Source organism: Microbacterium suaedae (assembly GCF_003254645.1).
In the GTDB taxonomy this organism is placed as follows: Bacteria; Actinomycetota; Actinomycetes; order Actinomycetales; family Microbacteriaceae; genus Microbacterium; species Microbacterium suaedae.
In genome coordinates this window covers 499388-517956 of record NZ_PNFD01000001.1, presented here as the reverse complement: position 1 = coordinate 517956, position 18569 = coordinate 499388, and the positions used below count along the sequence as shown (strand labels likewise).

Genomic DNA, 18569 nt, shown 5'->3' with positions numbered 1-18569 from the left:
GGGCGGCGTAGGCTGGGCGATGTGCCAGCAGTGAACCTCGGTATGCCCTCCGCGCCCCAGACGCTCGCCCCGCGCCGCAAGTCGCGCCAGATCGACGTGGGCAAGGTCAAGGTCGGCGGTGACGCGCCCGTCAGCGTGCAGTCGATGACCACGACGAAGACGCACGACATCAACGCGACGCTGCAGCAGATCGCCGAGCTGACGGCGTCAGGCTGCGAGATCGTCCGCGTCGCGTGTCCGACGGACAAAGACGCCGAGGCGCTGAAGATCATCGCGATGAAGAGCCAGATCCCCGTCATCGCCGACATCCACTTCCAGCCGAAGTACGTGTTCGAGGCGATCGACGCGGGCTGCGGCGCCGTGCGTGTGAACCCCGGCAACATCCGCAAGTTCGACGACCGCGTCGGCGAGATCGCGAAGGCGGCGAAAGACGCGGGCGTGAGCCTGCGCATCGGCGTGAACGCGGGATCCCTCGACCGCCGCCTGCTCGAGAAGTACGGCAAGGCGACGCCCGAGGCGCTCGCCGAGTCGGCCGTGTGGGAGGCGTCACTCTTCGAAGAGCACGACTTCCACGACTTCAAGATCTCGGTCAAGCACAATGACCCCGTCGTCATGGTGCAGGCATACCGCCTTCTCGCGGAGCGCGGTGACTGGCCGCTGCACCTCGGCGTGACCGAGGCGGGCCCCGCGTTCCAGGGAACGATCAAGTCGGCCACGGCGTTCGGCATCCTGCTCGCGGAGGGGATCGGCGACACGATCCGCGTCTCGCTTTCGGCCCCTCCTGCCGAGGAGGTCAAGGTCGGCCACCAGATCCTGCAGTCGCTGAACCTGCGCGAGCGCACGCTCGAGATCGTGTCGTGCCCGTCGTGCGGTCGTGCTCAGGTCGATGTCTACTCTCTCGCTGATCGCGTGACGGAGGGGCTGAAGGACATGACGGTTCCGCTGCGCGTGGCCGTCATGGGATGCGTTGTGAACGGGCCGGGCGAGGCGCGCGATGCCGATCTCGGTGTGGCGAGCGGAAACGGCAAGGGGCAGATCTTCGTCAAGGGCGAGGTCATCAAGACGGTTCCCGAGGAGGCGATCGTCGAGACGCTCATCGAGGAGGCGAACCGCCTCGCGGACGAGATGGGGGCGGACGCCGCCCCCGGGACCGCGCAGGTCATCACGGCCTGAGCGGCTCGAGGTGGCTCTCGAGCCAGGATGTCGACTGCTCGAGGCCGACCTCGCCGCTTGCGACGCCGATGACGTACTCGAACGCCTCGTCGGCCGTCATCGTATGCCGCACGCCGTTCCTCGAGAGAAACGCGAGCGTGAGCATCCACGCCGTTCGCTTGTTCCCGTCGTACAGGGGGGGGTTCCGCGCAAGCGACTCGAGCAGTGCGGCCGCCTTGGCGTGGAGCGTGGGGTAAACGTCTTCGCCGGCGAAGCCTGCCCGAGGGCGGGCGATCGCGGAGCTCAGCAGGCCCGCGTCGCGCACATGGAAGCCCAACCACTCGACGACGGCGAATGCGTCCTCATCGGTCAGGTGTTCGATCATGCGTCTTCGAGCCTTCGAAGCACCTCAGCTTCCTCATCGCGCAGGCGCTCGAAGTCGGCGCGGAGACGCGCCCGCTGTAGCCGTTGCCGCACGAGCTCCTCGATGCCGCTGAGCACGAGGGCGTGCTTCGACATGTGCTCGGCCGCGGCGATCGCGTCGAGGGCGGAGTCGAGCTCGGGCGGGAGGCGGAGTGTCATGGCCATGACGCGACGGTATCAAAGTGGTATCACGCTCACCAGGGGCTCCTCGCGCTTCCGTGTCAGGGGATCGCCGTAGGCTGAGAGCATGACCCTCACGACGACCGCTCCCGCCGTTCCGTGGGGCGACGCGCTGGGCCAGGATGACGCCGTCGCTGCGCTGCGGCGAGCCGCGACGGATCCGCAGCAGCTCGCGCACGGATGGCTGCTCACGGGGCCACCGGGATCCGGCCGATCGACGCTCGCGCTGGCCTTCGCTGCGGCCCTCATCGCGGAGGGCGAACACGATGTCGCGACGATGAAGCAGGTGCTCGCGGGAACCCACCCCGACCTCACCCAGCTGCGCACCGAGGGCGTGATCATCACGATCCGCCAGGCGCGCGACATCGTCGAGCGCTCGTACTATGCACCGAGTGTCGGCCGGTATCGCGTGATCGTCGTCGAAGATGCCGACCGCATGACGGAGCGCACGTCGAACGTGCTCCTCAAGGCACTCGAGGAGCCGCCCGAGCAGACCGTGTGGGTGCTGTGCGCCCCGAGCGAGGCCGACCTGCTGCCGACGATTCGCTCGCGGGTGCGCACACTGAGGTTGCGTGAGCTTGAGGTCGACGACGTCGCGCGGCTGCTTGTCGAACGCACAGGGGTCGACGCGGCCGTGGCGGAACAGTCGGCGCGTCATGCGCAGCGGCACATCGGCATGGCGCAGCGCCTCGCGACCGACGAGGCGTCGCGGGCGCGCCGAGAGGAGACCCTGCGGGACGTCCTGCGGGTGCGGGGAATCGGAGATGTCGTCGCGGTCGCCGGGCGCATTGTGCAGGCGGCGAACGACGACGCGAAGGCGCTGACGGCTGAGCGCGACGAGGCCGAGCGTGCGGAGCTGCTGCGCACGGTGGGCGTGGCCGACGGCGCCAAGGTCCCTCCGGCGGTCAGATCGCAGCTCAACGCACTGAAAGACGATCAGGAGAAACGGGCCAAGCGAAGCGTCCGCGACGGCCTCGATCGCGTGCTCACCGACATGCAATCGCTGTTCCGCGACATCGCGTTGCTGCAGCTCGGGCGCACGGAGGGGATCATCAACGCCGAGTACATCGACGAGATGCGCGAGACTGCCGAGCGGTGGGCCCCGGGGCGCGCCCTCACCGTGCTCGATCACCTTTCGGAGACGCGCGACGCTCTCGGGCACAACGTGCAGCCGACGCTGGCTCTCGAGAGCCTGCTCATCACGATCGTCAGCGGGAGGAAACCGTGAACGTCCGCACCCGAATCCGTCGTCTCATTGCGGCTTCCGCGGCCCTCGTTGCCGCGAGCCTCGCGGTGTCCTGCGCGAATCCGTTCTCCGTCGAGATTGCGGGAGAGGAATCCGGGCCCGTCCTTGACGGGGTGGCCGACGAACTGCTCCCGTTCTACGAGCAGACCCTCGCGTGGGAGGCCTGTGAGCGTCCGACGACGAGTGAGCCGGTCGAATGCGCGACGGTCACGGCGCCCCTCGACTGGCACGCCCCCGAAGCGGGCGAGATCGACCTGCGCATCGCGCGCGCGGCCGAGCGGCCGTTCGATCCGCAGGGCTCGCTTCTCCTCAACCCCGGCGGCCCGGGGGCTTCGGGCATCGATCTCCTGTTCTCTTCCCTCGAATACGGCGGCCTCGGCGAGCGACTCGCCGAGAACTTCGACCTCGTTGGTTTCGACCCCCGCGGCGTGGCGCGTTCGACGCCGGTGGAATGCCTCGACACGCGGGGGATGGACGCATTTCTCTACGACATCCCGGAGGGCGAACGCGGATCGTCGACGTGGGAGAAGAGTCAGGAGGCGGCAGCCGAAACTTTCGCCGACGCGTGCGCCGAGAATTCGGGAGATCTGCTCGAGTTCATCACGACCGAGCAGGCAGCGCGCGATATGGACCTGCTGCGCGCCGTGCTCGGAGACCGTGAGCTCACCTATCTCGGGTACTCGTATGGCACGTTCCTTGGAGCGACGTACGCGCAGCTGTTCCCCGAGAATGTCGGTCGCCTCGTGCTCGACGGCGCCCTGGATCCCTCGGTGCCCGGAAGCGAGGTCGGAGCGACGCAGGTCGAGGCATTCGAGCAGGCTCTGCGCACCTATCTCGCGAGCTGTCTCGAGGGAACGACGTGTCCTTTCCGTGGCACGGTCGAGCAGGCGCTTGACGAGATCTCGGCACTGCTCGCCTCCCTCGATCGTCAGCCGCTCGTATCGGCTGATGGCCGAGAGCTTGGTGGAGATGCGCTCATGACCGCCGTTGTCGCTGCCCTGTACAGCGAGGAGAACTGGCCGTACCTCACGGACGCCCTGGCAGGGGCATTGGACGGTGACCCGACCGGCGCGATGTTCCTCGCTGACTTCTACAACGGCCGCGAGGGCGGCGTGTACACCTCGAACTCGACGGAGGCGTTCCAGGCATACAACTGCATGGACTACCCGACCGAGGGCGAGATGACCGAAGCTCAGGAGCGCGAGCTGGAAGAGAAGGCGCCGGTCACCTGGCAGTACATGATGGGGGCCGATGTCTGCGAGTTCTGGGCCTTCCCGCCTACGGGCGAGCGCGAGGAGATTCACGCCGAGGGGGCCGCCCCCATCGTCGTCATCGGCACGACGGGAGACCCGGCGACGCCGTTCGCCTGGGCGGAGGCGCTCGCCGCACAGCTCTCGAGCGGCACGCTCGTCACCTACGAGGGCGAGGGACACACGGCCTATCAGGCGGGCAGTGACTGCGTCGACGACGCGGTCGAAGAGTACCTCGTCGAAGGCACGGTGCCGGAGGAAGGGCTTGTCTGTCAGCCGGGCTGAGCTGCGGCACGCCCGGGTCGTGCATTCGATTCGCGCCAGCACGAGGGGTCGAGTAATATAGACGATCGTGCCGCTCACGCGGCGCGAGACGCCGCCTTAGCTCAGTCGGCAGAGCGATTCACTCGTAATGAATAGGTCGTCGGTTCGATTCCGACAGGCGGCTCGGCGTCAGGCCCTCACCCTTCGGGGTGGGGGCCTTTGTCGTGTTTCGGCGCGGAAGGCGCGCTGCCGGAACGCTCCGCGCGCCGGTAGCGCTCGTAGACGATGCGCGAAGCGAACGTTCGTGTCTCGACGAGTTCGAGCGGGATCGGATCCGCGACATGTGGGAGGAGGGGCGTGCCGCCGCCCACGATGATCGGGCTGCGGAAGATCCGGAACTCATCGACGAGGCCGGTGACGATCGCCTGCGATGCCACGTCCGGTCCGCCGATCTCGACATCTCCGCCCACCTCGGCCATGAACGCCGCGATCTCTTCCTCGTAGTCGCCCGTCGCGATCCGCGCGAGCCCCTCGACGGCTCTCAGCGTGCGGCTGAAGACAAGCTTCGGGAGGGCCGTCCATGCCTCTGCGAAGGCGGATTCGTCCGGCGTGCTCGGGAAGGTGGGATCCGTCTCCCAGATCCGCATCGTCTCGTAGAGGCGGCGCCCGAGGATCAGTCCGCGCAACGCGCTGACCTCCCGGAGATGGAAGGCGAACTGCTCCGCGTCCGGGGTGCCCCAGTGGAAATCACCCGTGCGGTCGGAGATGTAGCCATCGACGGAGACGCCCATCGACAACAGCAGCATGTGTGTCAGCTCCCTCTCTCGGCGTCGACGGTCGCCGCGACTCTAACGCAGGCGGCCGGCTCAGGGTAGAGCCTCGCGCGTACGAGGCGCGGCACCTCGCGGCGACCTCAGCACGCCCCCTTGTGGGGCCGGCGCACGCGTGGTGTCCTGGCCATACGAGGGGGTGGTGGAGATGACCGGTGACGGTCTCTGGGCATCGACGCACGATGAGCGGAGCTCCCAGCTTTTCCTGGCACGGGTTCGCATGGACGTCGCGGACGAGCGTGCCCGCGCGCATCGTCGTCACGACCTGTGGAACGGCCTCTGGCGGCACCTCCGGCGGGCCCGCCTCTGACGGGCGGCGCCTCGCCGGACTCCGCGAACGCGGAGAGGTGCCGCGGTCGCGGGGACGACGAGTCGCTTTCCCTCGTCACGGGTCGTCAGCAGGATCCTTCACAGCTTCGACGTGACGCGCCGAGGCGACGCGGCGCCACGAGAATCTGACAGGCGCGAGGGCGCGGTCGTCACGTCGACGCTCCGAGATGAGCGAGGGCGCGAGCCCGCGCACGATGTCCCCAGATCTCGTCGGACAGGATCTGCACGATGGGCGCGAGCGCGATGATCACGAGGCTCACCACGAGAGGTGCGCCCAGACCGCCGAGGACGACGGCGCTCACGATGAGCGCGACCGACACGAGCATGGCGCCGATCTCGGCGCGCGCGTGCGCCCAGCCGATGAGGATGGCGCGCATGACCTCGAAGCCGACGAGGGCGATCATCAGCGGAACGGCGACGGCGAGGAGCGCGCCGACGGTGTCGACGTGCTCGGGATCCTCGATCGCGTAGGCGCCGACGTGGAGCCCGGCACCGATCGCCGCGATCGCCGCGAAGATCGCGATGTGTCCGTAGCCCCACGGGAAGGCGAGGGACGGTCGCGCGTGGAGCGCCTCCCCGGCGGGGAGCAGGAACCACAGCCACCAGAGCGAGAAAGCGATGCTGAGCCCCGCGAGGGCGAGGACCCCCAGATCGAGCGTCCACCCGGCGGTCTCGAGAACGGTGCTGACAGCGACCTCGGTGCCGACGACGCTCTCGCCGAGGGCGATGATGATGAGCAGGCCGTAACGCTCGGAGATGTGGTGCGCATGCCAGGGCGTCCGGCCTCGACGCTCCGCGATGACGGGACCGGACAGCTCGACGATGTAGAGCACGATGGATCCGACGAGCATGGCCAGGGGTGTCGTGTCGATGAACGCGAGCGTGACCCATCCGATCTGTGCCAGGGCGAGCGCCGTCGCGTATCGCAGGGCGGTCGGCCGATGCTCGGTGCTCTGCACGGCGACGCGCAGCCATTGGATGAGCATCGCGACGCGCATGATGACGTATCCGAGCACGATTCCCGTGTTGTCGAGTGTCGCGCCCGTCGGATCCTCCTCGAGCGAAGCGAAGAGGGCCGGGATCGAGATGGCGAGCACGACGACGCCGACCATCTGCAGCACGGTCGTCGAGCGGAACAGCCAATCGTCCGTATCGAAGGCGGACGAGAACCAGGTGTAGTTGATCCACGCCCAGATCGCGGCGAACATCGCGAAACCGAAACCGATCAGTCCACCGGCGGTGTTGTCGTGGTGGATCTGCGCGGCGAGGCCGTTCGCCGCCTGGGCGAACGAGATCACGAACACGAGGTCGAACAGGAGCTCGAGAGTGTTCGCGACGCGCCCGCGCTCGTGCGGATCGCGGCCGGTCATCCTGCGGAGGTGGTGGTGGAGCGGGTCGGCAGTCACGCTCCGCAGAGTACTTCGTGCGACGGCGAACGCGCAGAGGCGCCGCCGTCACGCGGATGCATCGACGTGGCCCGTGCCCGTATCAAGACTCGTGAGGAGCTCGTCAGCGAGATCCTTCACGACTCCGGTGCCGGCGGCCGCGCCGGTGGCGATCGCGCTCCAGACAGCCGACATCGGCGCTGGCGTGCCGCGGTTGTGCGCGATGTCGCCGGCCGCGTAAACGCCGGCGACGCTCGTGCGTCCGAGGGGATCCACGAGGACTCCGCCCGTTTCGGAGACCTCGACGCCGAGCTGTTCCGCGTGCGGGGCGGCCGGCGTCGAGTCGATCTTCACGAGGGCGCCGCCGAAGCGGAGGCGCGCGTTCTCGTGCGCCGCGGACCCGTCGTCGACGATGATGTCGATGCCGTCCGCGACATCTTCGAGACCGCGCACTGGATCCTCGACGATGTCGACGCGGAGCCGGTCGAGTCGGTGCGCGATGTCGGTATCGAGCTGGGCACCGTTCGGGAACGCCGTGAGCGACGATGCGATGGGCGACATCAGCGCGGACATGTGTTCGAGGAACGGGCCCGGGCCGATGAGCGCGAGCGGGCGGCCGGCGTATTCGTGACCGTGGCAGAAAGGGCAGTGGGCAGCGGCCGAGCCGAACACGGATCCGATCTGCGGGATGTCGGGGAGCGTGTCGCGCATGCTCGTCGCGAGGATCACGCGCCCCGCAAGGAATCTGCCGATCTCGGTCTCGATCTCGAAACGGCCGCGCTCGCCGCGGATCCGTTGCACGGTCGCATCGAGGAGGCGGACGGTGTCGTATCGGCCGACGTCGGCGCGTGCCGCGGTTCGGAGCTCGGCGGGCGAGTGACCGTCGTGTGCGATGAGGTTGTGCATCGCGTCTGCGGGGTCGTTGCGGTAAGAGCCGGAGTCGAACACGATCGCGGTGCGGTGCATTCGGCCCAGCGTGAGAGCGGCCTGCAAACCCGCGGGGCCGCCCCCGATGATGGCGACGTCTGTGATCTCGTTCATGGTTCGAGAGTGCGTCGGGATCGCGCAGATCGCCAGGGAAAGTTGCCAGAATGGCAAACATGACTGACGACGACGGCGTGACGGCCGCGCTGGGACGCCGGTTGCGGGCGATCCGCACGCAGCGGGGGCTGACCCTTGCGGAGCTCGAGCGGGATACGGGCATCTCCTCGAGCACGCTCTCACGCCTCGAGAGTGGGCAGCGGCGCGCGACGGTCGATCTGCTGCTTCCGCTCGCCCGCGCCTACGCCGTCACGCTCGACGAACTCGTCGGTGCCCCGGAGACGGGCGATCCGCGGGTGCACATCAAGCCGGTGGTGCGGCGAGGGATCACCTACATCCCGTTGACGCGACGCACCGGGGCGCTGCAGGCGTTCAAGGTGATCTATCCCGGTGTGCGCACGGATCACGGCGCGCCGGACGCGCCTCTCGTGCGCCACGACGGGTATGAGTGGCTCTATGTGCTGAGCGGGAATCTGCGCCTGCGACTCGGCGAGCAGACCATCGTCATGGGGCCGGGCGAGGCGGCCGAGTTCGACACGCACGTGCCGCATTCGATCGGATCGGCCGACGGTCGTCCCGTCGAGGTGCTGTCGCTGTTCGGGAAGCAGGGCGAGCGCGCACACCTTCGCGCATCGTCCGGATGATCAGTCCCAGATGCTCGGGGCGTGGCTGCGTGTGCTCGGGAGCGCCGATGCGGCGGCCCAGTCGTGGATCCACGGATCGACATTCGGCAGGTCAATGTCGATGCCGAGGGCAGCGAAGACTTCCTCATGGGAGACGGATCCGCCCGAGCGGCGCAGGACGCGGACGCGGACGATCGCGCGGGCGTACACCTCGCCGTCCACGGTCGCGCGGTGCTCGAGGTAGAGGGCCTTCTCGTCGTGGCCGACCCACCGGGTCTCGACGTCGAATCGCTGCCAGAGCTGAAGAGACTTCCGAAACGTGATCGTCTCGCTCGACACGACCGCGTACCAGCGGTTGCGGCGGAACGCCTCGGCGAGGCCCGTGCGCGTCGTCATGTCCCAGCGTCCGAGATCGAACAGCGACAGGTATCGGCCGTTGTTCATGTGCCGAAGCAGGTCGATGTCTGTGGGCAGCGTCGTGAGCGTCACGGAGGAGACTGCGTCGAGGGGGAGGAGGCCATCGCGGCGGCGGATCCGCTTCGCGCGCAGCAGGACGAGGAGTGTGCGCCAGAGAACATTCACGAGGCTCGATGCTATCGATGGACCGCGGGGCACAGGGAAGGTGTTGTCGGGAGTGGACAAGGCCGGCCCGCGGCCGAAGCGAAGAAGCTTCGACCGCGGGCCGTCGGTGCGGTTCTTCGCACGCGGTCCGGCGCGGGGAGGCGCCGGAGACGCAGAAGGCCGGTCAGCGGGTCGCGAGCACGTCGCGGACGAAGCGCTCGACGTTCGACCGGCAAGCTGCGATCCGGGACTGGCGGGCTGCCTCGACATCGAAGCCGACATATGCCGTCCGGGGCTTCCGACGTGCGTTGCGATTGCACTCGAACTGCGCGCACACGTAGGTGCCGATGGTGTCTCCGCGACGGCCCGCGGCCCCGGCGCGTTTGGTGCTGAACATGACGACGTCGTTCGGCAGGTGCACGTCGGCGCACCAGACGCACAGGGTGCGTCCACGCGGTGTCTGTTCCGCTTGCCGCATGAGGAGGCCGACCGGTTCGTCGTCGATCATCGTCACGATATAGCCGACGAGCGGTTGTTTCGGGTCTCGCCAGCCGAGGAAGTCGATGGACTCCCACTCGACGGCGTCGAGGTCGGGAAGGGGAAGTGCCTTGCGCTCGCGGACGGAGACGTTCGCGAAGGACGCCCGGATTCGGGCAGCGTCGATGACGCGCATGATGAGGTGAGCTTTCTGTTCAGAGAGGATGCGTGAGGGCCGCGGCGCGAAGAGCGCACGCGAAAGGGAAGAACCGGATCAGGTTCTCGATGCCGCCGACGCAGAGCGCGTCGACGACCTCCTCACTCCCCGAAGGGTCACTCGCTGGAACACGTGCCCGATGTTACACCTCGGATTTCGATTCGAGCTCAGCGCTTCCGACGTCGGCTCTCGAGGGCCTCTTGCCGCGGCCGGAGCGCGAACGCCGCTGCGCCGCCGCCGATCGCGCCGAACAGGTGCGCCTGCCACGAGACCCCGCTCGCGGCGCCGAAGATCCCGGTGAACACCGTGCCGCCGTACGCGATCGCGACGGCGACGGCAACGATCGCGTACAGGATCCCGTGTCCGAGCGACGGGGCGACGAACGCACGCATGAGGAGATAGCCGAGATAGCCGAACACGAGGCCGGATGCCCCGACCGTGACGGTGCCGGGGGAGTTGACGAGCCACGTGCCGAGACCGGCGACGACGGCGGCGATCGCGGTCACGGCCCAGAATCGCCGCACGCCGTCGAAGGAGACGAGGATCCCGAGGACCGCGAAGGGCACCGAATTGGCGATGAGGTGCGGCCATCCCGAATGCAACAGCGGCGAGGCGATCACGCCGAAGAGCCCGTCGAACTGCCAGGAGACGATGCCGAGCGCGCGGTTCCAGCTGCCCGGAAGGATCGTGTCGGCCACCCGGACCGCCCACATGATGGCGAGGAGGATCACTGGCTGCGCGGCGCGCTCGAGGAAACGTTCGCGAGGACTGGCCTGGGGCGACGAGCTCATGGCTCCAGTCTTGCACTCGCGGCGCACCAGCGGCGGCGGGGCGCGTGGCGGTTATAGGGGCGTCCCGCCCCGCGCGACTCAGGAGTTGTGCCGGGTGTGGGGTGTGGGGTGTGGGGTGCCTGTCCCGCGTGGTGCCGGCAAGTGGTGTTGTGTGCCGGTTGCGGAGGATCCGGCCCCGCACGGCGGAGGAGATCCCCGTTCGGGAGGATCGCATCTGTGTGATGCGACCTCCCGAACGGGGATCTCCTCCGGATGGGGCCGTGCGTCAGGGGCGCTCGACGAGGTGGTCTGCGTACGCCTTCATCGTGAGGAACGGCGCGAACGTGCTCGACAGCGCGACGTCTCGGAACACCGCGGCGGCGTCGTCGAAGCGGTCGCCGTCCGCGCGGTCGACCGTCTGCAGGACGTCGTCGACGAGGCCCGCCACGAACTCGTGGGTGATCGGCGTGCCCTCTTCGGTTGTGCGGTCCTGGCGGATCCACTGCCAGATCTGCGAGCGGGCGATCTCGGCCGTCGCCGCGTCCTCCATCAGGCCGCCGATCGCGACGGCGCCCTGCCCGCGCAGCCACGCCTCGATGTAGCGGATGGCGACGTCAACGTTGCCGCGCACGCCGGCGTCGGTGATGCCGCGGCCGATCGTGAGATCGAGCAGGTGCCGCTCGCGCACGTCGACGTCGTCGCGACGTCGGTCGAGCTGGTGCGGTCGATCGCCGAGCACCGCGTCGAACTCGGCCCGGGCGACGGGGATCAGGTCGGGGTGCGCCACCCAGGTGCCGTCGAAGCCGTCACCTGCCTCGCGCTTCTTGTCGGATGCGACCTTCGCGAGGGCGTTCGCGTTCGCCTCCGCGTCGCGCCTCGACGGGATGAACGCACTCATGCCGCCGATGGCATATGCGCCGCGCCGGTGGCACGTCTGCACGAGCAGCTCGGTGTAGGCCCGCATGAACCCGACCGTCATCGTCACCTCGTTGCGGTCGGGCAGCACGAACCGCGATCCGCGCCCGCGGTACGTCTTGATGATCGAGAAGATGTAGTCCCAGCGACCCGCGTTCAGCCCGGCGCAGTGGTCGCGCAGCTCGTACAGGATCTCCTCCATCTGGAACGCGGCCGGCAGCGTCTCGATGAGCACGGTCGCGCGGATCGTTCCGTGTGGCAGCGCGAGGTACTGCTCCGTGAAGGTGAACACCTGATCCCAGAGCCGCGCCTCCTCCGCCTGCTCGATCTTCGGCAGGTAGAAGTAGGGTCCGCGGCCGCGCGCGATGAGCTCGCGCGCGTTGTGGAAGGCGTAGAGACCGAAGTCGACGAGCGAGCCCGAGGCGGCCATCGTGCGTCCGCGGGCGTCGGTGAAGTGCAGGTGATGCTCTTCGAGGTGCCAGCCGCGCGGTCGCATGACGATCGTCGGCGTCTCCGCGCTCGTCACCGCGTAGTGCTTTCCGTTCGGCGCCGTGTATTCGAGCTCGCCGCGGATCGCGTCGAACAGCGACAGCTGCCCGCCGATGACGTTGCCCCATGTGGGGCTCGTCGCGTCTTCCTGATCGGCCAGCCACACCTTCGCGCCCGAGTTGAGCGCGTTGATCGTCATCCGCGGATCCGTGGGACCCGTGATCTCGACGCGGCGGTCCTCGAGGCCGGGGCCGGCGCCCGCGACGCGCCAGTCGCCGCGCTCGCGGATCCGCCGGGTGTCCTCGCGGAACCGCGGATCGCGTCCGTTGCCGATCTCGTATCCGTGGCGCAGGCGCGCCGCGAGCCGGTCGTAGCGCGGTCCCGCGAACAGCTCGTGCAGCTGCGCGAGGAAGGCGAGCGCGTCGGGCGTGAGGATCTGCTCGTATCGCTCCCGCATCGGCCCCGTGACGTCGATGGCGGGGAACGTGCGCTCGTTCACGCGGTCGGTGGGGCGGGTCGTGGTCGTGTCGATGAGAGTCATGATGTGTCTCCTGATTCCGTCAGAACTGCTCGGCTTCGGTGGACCCGGCGAGGGCGAGGGTCGACGCGTCGGGGTTGAGTGCCTGCGACACGTGGTCGAAGTAGCCGGTCCCGACTTCGCGCTGGTGCCTCGTGGCGGTGTATCCGGTGGCCTCGGCGGCGAACTCGGCGTTCTGCAGCTCGACGTACGCGGTCATCGCGTTCTCGGCGTAGCCGCGGGCGAGCTGGAACATCGAGTGGTTGAGGGCGTGGAAGCCGGCGAGGGTGATGAACTGGAATCGGTAGCCGAGATCGGCGAGCTCCTCCTGAAAGCTCGCGATCTGCCGATCGTCGAGCGCGGCCGACCAGTTGAAGCTCGGCGAGCAGTTGTAGGCGAGCATCTTGCCGGGATGCTCGGCGTGGACCGCGTTCGCGAACTCGCGGGCGAGCTCGATGTCGGGGGTGCCGGTCTCGACCCAGAGCAGATCGGCGTACGGGGCGTAGGCGAGCCCGCGCGAGACGACGGGCTCGATCCCGTTCCGCACGCGGTAGAAGCCCTCGCTCGAACGCTCGCCCGTGAGGAACGGCCGGTCTCTCTCATCGACGTCGCTCGTGAGCAGGTCTGCCGCGAGGGCATCGGTGCGCGCGATCTGGATCGTCGGAACCCCCGCGACGTCGGCGGCGAGCCGGGCGGCGTTGAGTGTACGGATGTGCTGACTCGTCGGCACGAGGACCTTCCCGCCGAGGTGCCCGCACTTCTTCTCGCTCGCGAGCTGGTCCTCCCAGTGGATCCCCGCGGCTCCCGCCTGGATCATCCCGTGCGCGAGCTCGTAGGCGTTGAGGGGGCCGCCGAAGCCGGCCTCCGCATCGGCGACGATCGGGGCGAGCCAGTCTCGCGAGAGGGATCCCTCGGCCGATTCGAGCTGGTCCTGGCGGAGGAGGGCGTTGTTGATGCGGCGCACGACGGCGGGCACGGAGTTCGCGGGATAGAGCGACTGGTCGGGGTAGGTCTGTCCCGAGAGGTTCGCGTCGGCGGCGACCTGCCAACCCGACAGGTAGATCGCATCGAGGCCCGCGCGCACCTGCTGCACGGCCTGGTTCCCCGTGAGGGCGCCGAGCGCACGGACGTATTCGCCCGTCGTGAGGCGGTCCCAGAGCCGCTCGGCGCCGCGGCGGGCGAGGGTGGCCTCCTCGCGGACGCTCCCGCGGATCCGGATGACGTCCTCGGCGGAGTAGTCGCGGGTGACCCCCGTCCAGCGGGGATCCGCGTCCCACTCGAGCTGGAGCTCCTCGGCGGTCTGCGTCTGCGAGCCGGGGCGGTGCGGTGTGGTGCTCATCGGTGAACTCCTGACGGATCGGCGGCGGTGCCGCGGTGGCTGATGACACCACGATGTGTGAAAAGCACGCCGAAGTGAGCGAGTTCGTAAGCAGAAATATGAAGAAAGTTCCGTCTAGCGGATGGGTGTGGGAGAATCTGCGGCATGACGACTCTCGACGACGAGATCGAAGACGGCTCGGACGCGATCGCCGTCGGACGACGGATCCGTGCCCTGCGCACGAGCCGGGGCATGCGCCTCGCGCAGCTCGCCGAAGCGGTCGGCCGTGCGCCGAGCCAGCTGTCCATGATCGAGAACGGGCATCGCGAACCGCGGCTGTCGATGCTGCGAGGGATCGCGCGTGCACTCGGCGTGACGCCCGACGAGCTGCTCGCCGCCGAGGAACTGGATCCGCGCAGCGAGCTCGAGGTCTCACTCGAGCGGAAGATGCGCTCGCCGCGGTTCCGTGAGCTGGGAATCGAGCCGTTCCGGATCCCGAAAGGGATGCCGGACGAGGCCCTGGCGGCCATGCTGCGGCTCTCGGGCGAGATCGACAGGCTGCGTGACGAGCGTCAGGCGACACCGGAGGAGGCGCGGCGCGCGAACCTCGAGCTGCGCCACCTCATGCGTGCGCAGGACAACTACTTTCCCGAGCTGGAGAAGACTGCGCAGGAGGTGCTCGGCGCGATCGACCACCCGGGCGGTCCCCTCACGCAGCGCGCGGCGGGCGATATCGCGGCGCACGTGGGCGTGAGCCTGCACTATGTGCCCGACCTTCCCGCGTCTACTCGGAGCGTTCTCGACCTGCGCCACGGGCGCCTTTACCTGCCGAATCGGGCTTCGACGGATCCGCGCGCCCCGATGCTGCAGGCCCTCGCGAGTCGCCTCCTGCACCACCAAGAGCCCAGCTCCTATGCCGAGTTCCTGCGGCAGCGCGTCGAGCAGAACTACCTCGCGGGGTCCCTTCTCATCCCGGAGAATCGGGCCGCCGCGGCGCTTCGGGAGGCGAAGCAGCGTCGTGCGATCTCGATCGAAGATCTGCGCGACGCGTACTCCGTGTCGTACGAGACGGCCGCGCATCGCTTCACGAATCTGGCGACTCGACATCTCGGGATTCGCGTGCACTTCCTGAAGGTGCACGAATCGGGCACGATCACGAAGGCGTACGAGAACGACGACGTGAACTTCCCGACCGACCGGCTCGGATCCATCGAAGGCCAGCTGTGCTGTCGCCGCTGGACGAGCCGCGCGGTCTTCGACGTCGACGACCGGTTCAATCCGTACTTCCAGTACACGGACACAGGCGGCGGCACCTTCTGGTGCACGGCCCGTGTCGAGCATTCGAGCCAGGGCGCGCATTCCGTGAGCGTGGGCGTGCGCTTCGACGACACGAAGTGGTTCGTGGGCCGAGACACTCCGAACCGCGGAGTCTCGCGCCACGCCGATGAGGTGTGCTGCAGGCGCCCTCCCGCCGAACTCGCGGAGCGGTGGCGGGACGGCGCCTGGCCGAACGTCGCGACGCCGCGCACCCTGCTCGCGACGCTGCCGACGGGATCCTTCCCCGGTGTCGACGCGACCGACGTCTACGAGTTCCTCGATCAGCACGCCCCGGCATGACCGGTTTCGACGAGGCGGATCCTCGCACTCCGCGAGCCGATAGCGTGGAGGAGGACCTCGAATCCCGACGCGAAAGGTGACGTCATGTCGCGCGTACTCATCATCGGTGGCCACGGCAAGGTGGCTCTTCGGCTTGCCCCTCTCCTCGTCGAGCGCGGCGACGACGTCACGAGCGTGATCCGCAACGCCGAGCACGAGGCTGACGTTGCGGCGACCGGCGCGGCCCCGAAGGTCGCCGATGTCGAGAAGCTCGACCGGTCGCAGCTCGCCGAGCTGATCGCGGGCCACGACGCCGTCGTGTGGACCGCGGGAGCCGGCGGCGGCAACCCCGAGCGCACGTACGCGGTCGACCGGGATGCCGCGATCCGTTCGATGGATGCCGCGTCCGATGCCGGCGCCTCGCGCTACGTGATGGTGTCGTACCTCCGCTCGGGCCCGGACCACGGTCTCACCGAGGCCGACGCGCTCTTCCACTACGCGGAGGCGAAGGCCGCGGCAGACGAGCACCTGCGCGGGACTGGTCTCGACTGGACCGTCCTCGGCCCCGGACCGCTGACCCTCGACGACCCGACGGGCCTCATCGAGACGCGCGAGCCGGGTCGCGGAGAGGTCACGCGCGCCGACGTCGCGGCGGTGATCGCGCAGACGCTGAGCGACTCGTCGACGATCCGCCGCACGATCCCGTTCGGGAACGGCACGGTGCCGATCGCGGAGGCCCTCGCCGACTGAAGCGGCGACACACATCGCCGCGGGGCATTCTGTCGCGGCGATCGAGCGCGTAGGCTCGGGCCATGGGACGTGCATTGCTGATCGTCGACGTTCAGAACGACTTCACCGAAGAAGGGGCGCTCGCCGTCACGGGCGGAGACGCCGTGGCGATCGGGGTGACTCGGTTGCTCGGCGCGCAGGCGCGCGACTACGCGTGCATCATCGCGTCGCGCGACTGGCATGACGCCGACAGCGACAACGGCGGTCACTTCTCCGAGGATCCTGACTTCGTCGACACGTGGCCCCGGCACTGTGTCGCGGGGACGCCGGGCGCCGAATACGACCCCTGGTTCGATCCCGCGGCCGTCACGCACCACGTGAAGAAGGGGCAGGGCGTTCCCGCGTACTCGCTCTTCGAGGGGAAGACCGACGACGGCGAGACGGCCGCCGAGATCCTCTCCGCGCACGACGTCGACGGCGTCGATGTCGTCGGGCTCGCGACCGATCACTGCGTGTTCGCCTCGTCGCGCGACGCTCTCGCGGAGGGGCTGCGCGTGCGGATCTTCACGGATCTCGTCGCGGGCGTCGCGACGGAGTCGAGCCACGCGGCGCTGGAGAAGCTCGTCGCCGGAGGCGCGGAGCTCGGATCCTCCGGCGTGCACTGAGCCCCCGCGCACCCGACTACCCTGGGGAGGTCTACAGGGGAGGCGCGCGATGGCGGAACTGCTCGGGATCACGTGGCTCGAGGCGGGCGCGGTCGCGCTTGCGACCCTCGGAATGTACGTCGCGCTGGTCGTGCTCGTGCGCGTGCTCGGGCAGCGCATGCTCTCCGGGATGTCGAGCTACGACCTCGCGGCGGTGATCGCGTTCGGCGGCATCATCGCGCGCGCCGCGCTCGGTGAGGCGCCGCGCCTGGGAGGCGGTGTCGTGGCTCTGCTCACGCTCGTCTCTCTGCAGGCGCTGTCGGGAGTCGTCCGGCGCACGAAGTTTGGGTCTCGGCTAGTCGTCAACCGTCCCGTGCTCATCATGGCGGGGTCGGACATCATCGAACGCCACATGAGCCGATGTCACGTGTCGTATCCCGAGCTGCACTCGCGCCTGCGCCAGGCCGGGATCGCTCATCTCGACCAGGTCGGAGCGGTCGTCTTCGAGCCCTCGGGCGTGCTCAGCGTGATCCGCGCGGGCCAGCCGATCGAGCCGAGCCTGTTCGAGGACGTGATCGGCGGCGAACTCCTGACGGCTGGTTCAGGTGCGGTCAAGTAGGCTTGATCCGCGCCTATAGCTCAGCTGGCAGAGCATCGGACTTTTAATCCGCGGGTCCCGGGTTCGAGCCCCGGTGGGCGCACGATGATCGCGGGAGGACCGGCGATGACCAGCACCGGCGCGGAGCCGCTCGACCCGCTCGGCGAGGGCTGGGCGAAGCTTCGTCCCGCAGTTTTCGGCGCGGCCTATCGGATCCTCGGCAGCGTCGCCGACGCCGAGGACGTCACACAGGACGTGTGGATCCGTGCTGCCGCGGCCGACCTCGCCGAGATCGATAATCTGCGCGCTTGGCTCGTCACGGTCGCGGCCCGACGGTCGTATGACATCCTCAGGAGCGCGCGCGTGCGTCGCGAGTCGTACGTGGGACCGTGGCTGCCGGAGCCTCTTATGACGGGCCCGGATGCATCCGAACAGGTCTTGGTCGATGAAACCGTTACGATGGCGATGCTGCTCGTCATGGAGGAGCTGACGCCGCCGGAACGCGTCGCGTTCGTGCTGCATGACGTGTTCGACATCGAATTCTCCCGGATCGCCGGGACGCTCGACGTATCGGCGGCGAGCGCTCGACAGCATGCTTCTCGCGCCCGACGTCGGCTTGCCCAGGCACGGCAACGGGAGCCGCAGATAACTCGCGAGGAACGGACGAGGATCCTCGCGGCCTTCCGCGCCGCATACGAAGCGGGCGATCTCGTAGCTCTCGTCGCGATGCTCCACCCCGACGCCGCGTACGTGACCGACGGCGGACGCGACGTCGCGGCGGCTCGTGTCCCCATCATCGGCGGCCGGCGCGTCGCCGAGGTGATGGTGCGGGTCGGACGTCGCTGGAAGCCCGAGCGGATCGACGTCGTCGAGGTCGGCGGCGAGCTCGCGCTTCGGTTCGTGCGCGATGGTCGGGTGTTCTCGGTCGACATCGTGCGAATCGTCGACGGGTTGATCGTCGGCTACCAGCGGGTCCTCAACCCGGACAAACTTCGTCGGGCGTAGGCGTCACAC

At 68.7% G+C, this 18569-nt stretch carries 19 protein-coding genes and 2 tRNA genes; 11 read left to right on the top strand and 10 right to left on the bottom strand.

Annotated elements, in window-relative coordinates; genetic code table 11:
• Positions 1–42 precede the first annotated feature (42 nt).
• Positions 43–1173 carry a flavodoxin-dependent (E)-4-hydroxy-3-methylbut-2-enyl-diphosphate synthase gene (gene ispG, locus C0012_RS02300; protein WP_110588807.1) on the top strand — a complete coding sequence of 377 codons (1131 nt, stop codon included), beginning with the start codon at positions 43–45 and terminating at the stop codon, positions 1171–1173.
• On the opposite strand, the gene C0012_RS02295 is transcribed toward ispG, so the two are convergent.
• Both C0012_RS02295 and C0012_RS02290 read right to left on the bottom strand, forming a co-directional pair.
• On the bottom strand, positions 1163–1537 hold the full coding sequence (locus tag C0012_RS02295) for a type II toxin-antitoxin system death-on-curing family toxin (RefSeq protein ID WP_110588385.1): 375 nt from the start codon (positions 1535–1537) through the stop codon (positions 1163–1165). The two genes, ispG and C0012_RS02295, sit on opposite strands and share 11 nt — an antisense overlap.
• Entirely contained in the window at positions 1534–1740 is a 207-nt protein-coding gene (locus C0012_RS02290) for a ribbon-helix-helix protein, CopG family (RefSeq protein ID WP_110588386.1), read from the bottom strand. The genes C0012_RS02295 and C0012_RS02290 overlap by 4 nt, the downstream gene beginning before the upstream one ends.
• 82 nt (positions 1741–1822) lie before the next feature.
• Between C0012_RS02290 and C0012_RS02285 the strand changes: the two genes are divergently transcribed.
• From C0012_RS02285 to C0012_RS02275, 3 genes are all read left to right on the top strand, one after another.
• Positions 1823–2983 (top strand): DNA polymerase III subunit delta', encoded by a 1161-nt coding sequence (locus C0012_RS02285; protein WP_110588387.1) that lies wholly within the window; start codon positions 1823–1825, stop codon positions 2981–2983.
• A complete protein-coding gene (locus C0012_RS02280) occupies positions 2980–4536 on the top strand; it encodes an alpha/beta hydrolase (protein WP_110588388.1) in 1557 nt (518 codons plus the stop codon). Before C0012_RS02285 ends, C0012_RS02280 begins: the two co-directional genes overlap by 4 nt.
• Positions 4537–4626: 90 nt before the next feature.
• Positions 4627–4699 (top strand) — tRNA-Thr (locus C0012_RS02275).
• Positions 4700–4712: 13 nt separating this feature from the next.
• On the opposite strand, the gene C0012_RS02270 is transcribed toward C0012_RS02275, so the two are convergent.
• The 3 genes from C0012_RS02270 to C0012_RS02260 all read right to left on the bottom strand — a co-directional run bounded on the left by C0012_RS02270 (position 4713) and on the right by C0012_RS02260 (position 8101).
• Positions 4713–5321 (bottom strand): dihydrofolate reductase family protein, encoded by a 609-nt coding sequence (locus C0012_RS02270; RefSeq protein WP_110588389.1) that lies wholly within the window; start codon positions 5319–5321, stop codon positions 4713–4715.
• Between the two features lie 503 nt (positions 5322–5824).
• Positions 5825–7081: a low temperature requirement protein A gene (locus tag C0012_RS02265; RefSeq protein ID WP_198411041.1), complete on the bottom strand. Its 1257-nt coding sequence runs from the start codon at positions 7079–7081 to the stop codon at positions 5825–5827.
• A gap of 48 nt (positions 7082–7129) precedes the next feature.
• A complete protein-coding gene (locus C0012_RS02260) occupies positions 7130–8101 on the bottom strand; it encodes an NAD(P)/FAD-dependent oxidoreductase (protein ID WP_110588391.1) in 972 nt (323 codons plus the stop codon).
• Between the two features lie 59 nt (positions 8102–8160).
• Between C0012_RS02260 and C0012_RS02255 the strand changes: the two genes are divergently transcribed.
• Positions 8161–8745 (top strand): helix-turn-helix domain-containing protein, encoded by a 585-nt coding sequence (locus C0012_RS02255; RefSeq protein ID WP_110588808.1) that lies wholly within the window; start codon positions 8161–8163, stop codon positions 8743–8745.
• Here the strand turns inward: C0012_RS02255 and C0012_RS02250 are convergent, their stop codons facing one another.
• The 5 genes from C0012_RS02250 to aceA all read right to left on the bottom strand — a co-directional run bounded on the left by C0012_RS02250 (position 8746) and on the right by aceA (position 14009).
• Complete coding sequence (locus C0012_RS02250) at positions 8746–9306, bottom strand: thioesterase family protein (protein WP_110588392.1); 561 nt, start codon at positions 9304–9306, stop codon at positions 8746–8748.
• 163 nt (positions 9307–9469) lie between these two features.
• The gene (locus tag C0012_RS02245; protein ID WP_110588393.1) at positions 9470–9958 is read right to left on the bottom strand and encodes an FBP domain-containing protein; all 489 of its coding nucleotides are present in this window, start codon (positions 9956–9958) and stop codon (positions 9470–9472) included.
• Between the two features lie 188 nt (positions 9959–10146).
• On the bottom strand, positions 10147–10770 hold the full coding sequence (locus tag C0012_RS02240) for a rhomboid family intramembrane serine protease (protein WP_110588394.1): 624 nt from the start codon (positions 10768–10770) through the stop codon (positions 10147–10149).
• A 265-nt stretch (positions 10771–11035) separates the two neighbouring features.
• Positions 11036–12694 (bottom strand): malate synthase A, encoded by a 1659-nt coding sequence (gene aceB, locus C0012_RS02235; RefSeq protein ID WP_110588395.1) that lies wholly within the window; start codon positions 12692–12694, stop codon positions 11036–11038.
• 19 nt (positions 12695–12713) lie between these two features.
• Entirely contained in the window at positions 12714–14009 is a 1296-nt protein-coding gene (gene aceA, locus C0012_RS02230; RefSeq protein ID WP_110588396.1) for an isocitrate lyase, read from the bottom strand.
• A gap of 144 nt (positions 14010–14153) precedes the next feature.
• On the opposite strand from aceA, the gene C0012_RS02225 reads away from it, so the two are divergent.
• From C0012_RS02225 to sigJ, 6 genes are all read left to right on the top strand, one after another.
• On the top strand, positions 14154–15605 hold the full coding sequence (locus C0012_RS02225; protein ID WP_110588397.1) for an XRE family transcriptional regulator: 1452 nt from the start codon (positions 14154–14156) through the stop codon (positions 15603–15605).
• 84 nt (positions 15606–15689) lie between these two features.
• Positions 15690–16334 (top strand): SDR family oxidoreductase, encoded by a 645-nt coding sequence (locus tag C0012_RS02220; protein ID WP_110588398.1) that lies wholly within the window; start codon positions 15690–15692, stop codon positions 16332–16334.
• Positions 16335–16396: 62 nt separating this feature from the next.
• Complete coding sequence (locus C0012_RS02215) at positions 16397–16978, top strand: isochorismatase family protein (RefSeq protein WP_110588399.1); 582 nt, start codon at positions 16397–16399, stop codon at positions 16976–16978.
• A 49-nt stretch (positions 16979–17027) separates the two neighbouring features.
• Positions 17028–17576, top strand: a complete 549-nt coding sequence (locus tag C0012_RS02210) for a DUF421 domain-containing protein (protein ID WP_110588400.1) — start codon at positions 17028–17030, stop codon at positions 17574–17576.
• 9 nt (positions 17577–17585) lie between these two features.
• Positions 17586–17658, top strand: a tRNA-Lys gene (locus tag C0012_RS02205).
• Positions 17659–17681: 23 nt separating this feature from the next.
• Positions 17682–18560, top strand: a complete 879-nt coding sequence (gene sigJ, locus C0012_RS02200; protein WP_162621797.1) for an RNA polymerase sigma factor SigJ — start codon at positions 17682–17684, stop codon at positions 18558–18560.
• Positions 18561–18569: the final 9 nt, after the last annotated feature.